The 5,244-nt window shown below is 63.8% G+C and carries 5 protein-coding genes; 2 read left to right on the top strand and 3 right to left on the bottom strand.

Translation table 11 applies throughout. The features are described 5' to 3' along the window. Positions 1-206, top strand: a 206-nt coding sequence (locus tag MESS2_RS32935; RefSeq protein WP_209436084.1) for a hypothetical protein, incomplete at its 5' end; no start/stop codon positions are given. A 350-nt stretch (positions 207-556) separates the two neighbouring features. Further along, positions 557-1,495: a recombinase family protein gene (locus MESS2_RS07260; RefSeq protein WP_008873509.1), complete on the top strand. Its 939-nt coding sequence runs from the start codon at positions 557-559 to the stop codon at positions 1,493-1,495. On the opposite strand, the gene MESS2_RS32165 is transcribed toward MESS2_RS07260, so the two are convergent. The 3 genes from MESS2_RS32165 to MESS2_RS07245 all read right to left on the bottom strand — a co-directional run bounded on the left by MESS2_RS32165 (position 1,428) and on the right by MESS2_RS07245 (position 4,853). Beyond that, on the bottom strand, positions 1,428-2,483 hold the full coding sequence (locus MESS2_RS32165) for a TniQ family protein (RefSeq protein WP_008873508.1): 1,056 nt from the start codon (positions 2,481-2,483) through the stop codon (positions 1,428-1,430). The two genes, MESS2_RS07260 and MESS2_RS32165, sit on opposite strands and share 68 nt — an antisense overlap. 70 nt (positions 2,484-2,553) lie before the next feature. Then, positions 2,554-3,477, bottom strand: a complete 924-nt coding sequence (locus tag MESS2_RS07250) for a TniB family NTP-binding protein (protein ID WP_040592418.1) — start codon at positions 3,475-3,477, stop codon at positions 2,554-2,556. Beyond that, positions 3,468-4,853, bottom strand: coding sequence for a transposase family protein (locus MESS2_RS07245; RefSeq protein WP_244439901.1), 1,386 nt, complete (start codon positions 4,851-4,853; stop codon positions 3,468-3,470). The genes MESS2_RS07250 and MESS2_RS07245 overlap by 10 nt, the downstream gene beginning before the upstream one ends. Between the last annotated feature and the right edge of the window lie 391 nt (positions 4,854-5,244).

Raw genomic sequence — 5,244 nt, 5'->3', positions numbered from 1 at the left:
TGTCGCTCGTCCTGGATCGCTGGAAAAACCCGCTGTTCCACGGTTTCAGGCGTCATTCTCACCCTTATTCGGTGGATTCTCACCCTAATTGGGTGGACAGACCGACCAGGATCGGCGGATTTGGAGCGGTTTTCGTGAGACTGCGCGCCAGATCAGATCGCCTTCTGGCTGCTAACCATTTGAATTTCCTTATTTTCGCTTGCTGACGCCAGGTGCGCAAGGCGCGCTTTGTCACGCAGTCTCACTATTTCCGACTCGGAATCACGTAGTCTCATCAAATCCGCTCCGCCCGCCGGGTGAAACAGGGACCAAATGGGGCATTTCCTGTGCACCGGTGCCGGTCCGTCAGGGTGCCAGGGCTCGAAACGGCCAGTTTGCCCGGTTTCGGCCATAGCGGCCTCGTGGGCGCGATTTGGCCTCTCCTGAGTCCTCCGACACGTCCGAAGGCCGCGATCGTGCTCTATGGGCCTGCAAATCGGTCGATAATACACGCCTGCAAAGGAACCTTTTCTGACACATTGCACTATTGCAAAAACCGGCCCAAATTGTCCCGCAAATGGCCAAACCGCGCACCCAAGCCACACCCCCTCCCCGCTCACGCCGCCTGATCGGCTATGCTCGGGTTTCCACCGAAGACCAGCTCAACGACGCTCAGGTCGACGAACTCAAGGCCACCGGCTGTCATATGGTTCACCAGGAGCATGGCTCCGGCGCATCGCGCTCCCGGCCGGTGCTGGCGAAGCTGATGCGCAAGATCGCGGCCGGCGACGTTCTCGTCGTCGTGCGGCTCGACCGCCTCGCCCGCTCGGTCAGCCATCTGCTTGAGGTCATCGAGCAACTCGAGACGCGGGGCGCGCACTTCCGCTCGCTGCGCGATCCGATCGACACGTCGACGCCGCAAGGCATGTTCTCGCTGCAGGTGCTCGGCGCCGTGGCGCAGCTCGAGCGTGCCCTGATCGCTGAACGCACCAAGGCGGGGATGAAGGCGGCCAAGGCCCGCGGCCGGCTGGCCGGCAACCCCGGGCTTCGCGAACGCCGTCCCGAAGCTGTCAGGGCGATCGCCGCAGCGCGTGAGCGCGCCTATCTCGACGATCTCATCACCTCGGCGCAGACCTGGCTGCCGACCGTGCGCCGCTTGCGGCCGCAGCACAGCTGGGACGACGTGGTGCGGGTGCTGAACCGGAAGGGGCACAACTGGACGATCGAGCGGCTGCGGCGCGCGGTGCATCGGCTGGTGCGCGAACGCATCGCCGAACCGGCGCTGATCAAACGCGCCCCTCGCCGCCCGCCGGAGGACCGGCTGATGACGTTGGTCGCCGGAATTGCGCTCGCCGATCCGGATCTTACCCTGCTCGAGATCGGCGTACAGCTGGAACGGATGCATGAACGCACGCCGCGTGGCGCTCGCCAATGGCAGCCCTCCTCGGTCAAGGCGCTGCTGGACCGAGCCCGGCGGCTCGGTCTCGTGGTGCCCGATCCAGGGCTTCGGTCATGAGGCGTGCCAGCGCCCGCTCGCGCACGCTCCGTGCGGCGCCCTGAACGGCCCTCCATTGCGGACTGGCGAGGATCTGTTCGGCCAATGCACGGTATTCGGCGTCCGGGCGGGGCGCGTATGTCTTGGCGGGGCGTTCGACACTCCGGGTCTGCCGCACGACACGGCGTGCGGCGCCAGACCGTGACAGGTCGCCCGCCGCGAATTCTTCCGCCAGAAAGACAGGCGGCGGCCCCATGAGGTTTCTGGCATCGGCCAGATCCAGCAGCCGTGCAATTCCGAACAGGGTCAACATGCGGCCTTGCAATGAGGCGGTGGCGAGCGGCTCGTCGCGATCAGCCGGCATGTCGTTGCCGCTCAGCCGCGGCTGTCCCAGCCATGCGATGAACGGCTTTCCGCCTGACTGCGACGACGACCACAACAATCGCGCCGCCCGCATGATGTCCTTGGCCGCCGCGCCCTGCGGCCCCTCCTCGATGGCCAATGTGACGGTGTCGGCAAGCGCCAGAAGGAAGCCTTGCCATTCCAAAACGACCCCATCCGAGCGGCCGAAAGACACGGGAGCCGAACAGCTCCCACAAACCAGACGCCCCCTCCCCTCTCGGCAATCGAAGCGAAATCCCGTGCGGGCGAAGCAATGCCCACACATCTCCCGCAGCATGGTCAGATGCCGGGGACAGACGATTGCTTCGACCCGAGACCACGCGCGGCGAAGATAATGATCCCGCCCGGCAGTGTGATCGTCGTCAAGGCAAGCGGGACAGACGCCCTGATGCCAGCGATCCTGAATGTACCAGTTGGATGGGCGCGCCTGCCGGCGCAACGTCATCCGAGCAAGCCGGCCCGCATCCATCCGGCAGGCGCGGGCCCAAAGCGTGATCATGGCATCGCCAGGATCGAAGTCCCGCCCGATCAGATTGCCTCGCTGTCCCGGATCCGGATCGAGCCAGCTTTCAACCTCGCGCAGCGTGCATCCGTAGCGACAGGCCACCGCCCCTGCCAGGAGGAAAGCAACTCGTCGTCGAATGGCCGCGGCGCAAGGGGGAGGACGCGCACCGGCCTCACCGGCTCGCCCGGTGCCGCAGTCCCTTTTCCATGTGGCGCGTCATCGACACAAGCGGCAGGACGAGATTGTCGCCGTCGAAACTGTCGATGGTGATGCACTCATCGCCGCTGCGGACCGCCTCAACCGCCACCGTCTCCATCAGGCGAAAGATCCGGGAGGTCATGCCGTCGGTCAGAGCGAGCACTTTTCTGCGGACAGCCGTCGTTGCCAAATCGGAGGGACGGCGCAGCGGCAGGATCCCGCCCAGGCTCGTCAAAAGCTGGGAAACCTGGAAGTCATCTGTCCAACGCTCAAGGTGGAAGGCCTCGAAACGCTCGGCCAGCTGCGGGTCGGTCAGCAGCGCCTGCCGGGCCGCCTCGGTTCCGGCGCAGATCAGCGGAACCCTCAGGTCATTGGCCAGAAATCGGATGACGTTGAGAAAAATGCGCTGCTGGCGGAAGCTGCCGACAAGCAGCGCGTGGATTTCGTCGATAATCAGCATGCGGGCGCCCATGCTGCGCAAAAGGCTCAGGCAGACCTCCTTCAGACGATAGGTCGAGTCCGTCATCGGGCCTGGCGCGCCGAGCGCGGTAAGAAGTCCGCCATAAACGTCCCGTTCCAGCGGTTCGGCCGGCATCTGCATGGCCACGACAGGCATGCTGCTGATGCCTGTGCCGCGGTCGAAACAGGCCGGATGATCGCGCAGGAATTTACGGATGATCTTGGTCTTGCCGATACCGGTGTCGCCATAAAGCAGCAGGCAGGGCATGCGGTCGCGCGCAGGATAGGACAGCAGGTCCTCCAGCCGCGCCAGCGCCGCGCGTGCCTGGGCGGTTTCCAGCCAGCGGTCGGCGCGGATCCACGCGATCCTTTCGGCATCGCCAAGAGCGGCATGCGAACGATAGGCGGGGAGCAGATGCTGGTAGTCGCTCAAGACCATTCTTCCACGACCAACGACGGCAGATTGGTATCCCATTCTTCGTCGCGATCGGTTTCCGGCGCCGCAAAGTTCCTGTTTTCGGTCGCCATCAAGGATCGGTCGCGGCGCTCGGCATGCCGGCGCGCGCTCCTGGTCTTATGTCCGGCTGCGTCGACGAGTTGCCGCTGCTTTTCGACCGTCTCGAAAATCAGCTGCTCGTCCACCGCCCTGACGCCGCGTTCTTTCAATTCCGTGCGGGCAAGACGATGCTCGCCGAGCGTAATGCGCGGCCGCCTGAGATCGGCAAACCGGACCGGCCAGTTCGTGCCATCGGGGCCTTCCACAAACACGCACGACAAGTCGCGCGGGTCATATCTGACGCGCATCCGGTGAGGAAACCGACCTGCCCAGGGACTTAACACATCGTCCCAATAGCGAAGTCCGAACAGATGCACGCCGTCGCGTCGGATGCTGCGCTCCTCGAAGGGCAGGAAATCCTGGAGAAACCGCTGGCGGTCATGGGGCAGCCGCAAGGGATGGCGACGTGCCGCAACTGCGTCGTCCCAGGCGCTGGCGGGCGGTAACTGCAGGCTGCTGTGGATTTCCGCATGATAGCGGCCGACAATCTGCAGCGCGAGCCACTCTTCCAGTTCGTCGAGCGTCATTGCGGCATGTTTTTGCGGATCGTAGGAGCCTCGCGCGGCGATGTTGCTGGACGTCGTGCCCGGAAGCAGGTGGACCGCACCCATCATCGTGCCGATCAGCCGCTCGATATGACCCCCATAATGCGGCCTTGCGACGGGCCGATATTCAAGGGCTATGCCGTGCTCCGCCGTCCCACGGGTCAGCGCCTTTCCATGGAATTCTCTGCCGTTGTCGACGTGGATCACGTCAGGCAGCCCGAAAACCGGCCACGCCGCCTTGATATCGCGTGCCTCGAGCCAGGGTTCCTTCGGCATCACCATGTGCTGAACGCAAAGCGCTACAGATGCCGAGGACGGACTTTCCAGAGTGAGATAGAACCCCGCCACCATGCGGCTTGCGATATCGATGGCCAGCGTCAGCCAGGGCCGCTGAAGAGGCCGGCGATGCACGGCATCAACGATAAACAGATCGACCAATGTGTGGTCGATCTGGATGATATGAAGCGCATGATCAGCGCGATACTCCTGCACCACGGGATCAAACCGTTCGCGCGCGGCTTCTGCCCCTTCCCGATCACGCATCAGTAGCCGCGGATCGACAAGCTTCACACGGGCTCTTACCGCCTTCCAGGAAGGCACCACCTCTCCGCGGCTGTGGCACAATTCTCGAACGCGGTCATGCAGGGCGGTGATCGATGGCTTCTCCCGCCTGCGGTAGGTGTCGCGCATCGCGGTCTCGATGAGCGCCTCCATCTCTTCCGACAGGCGCCGCCGCCCTTTCGCCGGGCCGGGATTGTGGCCAAGCAGCGAACTGGTGACAGGAGAGACCCGGTATCGACCGACAAGTTCATATAGTCGTGCGCGCCTCACACCGAGCTGGCGGCACGCGAGGCCTATGTCGGCGGGAGACAAGCGATCCTTCGACGCCAAAGGGCGAATGACGGCCTCGCGCGCTACCGCCCGGCGCCAGACGGCATCATTGGCCGCGAACTTGTCGGGGTCACGACCCATGACTATCGCCCTCGCCTTCGTCCACCAAATCAGGGTAAGAATCTACCTAACCGGGACGAATCCACTCGATTAGGATGAGCGATGAATGTTACAAAACAACGACATACAGTCCACTCATCCAAGAAGAGTGACA

It is taken from the genome of Mesorhizobium metallidurans STM 2683 (assembly GCF_000350085.1).
GTDB lineage: Bacteria > Pseudomonadota > Alphaproteobacteria > Rhizobiales > Rhizobiaceae > Mesorhizobium > Mesorhizobium metallidurans.
Note: the sequence above shows the minus strand (reverse complement) of the source record. Positions and strands in the feature narration are given on the sequence as shown.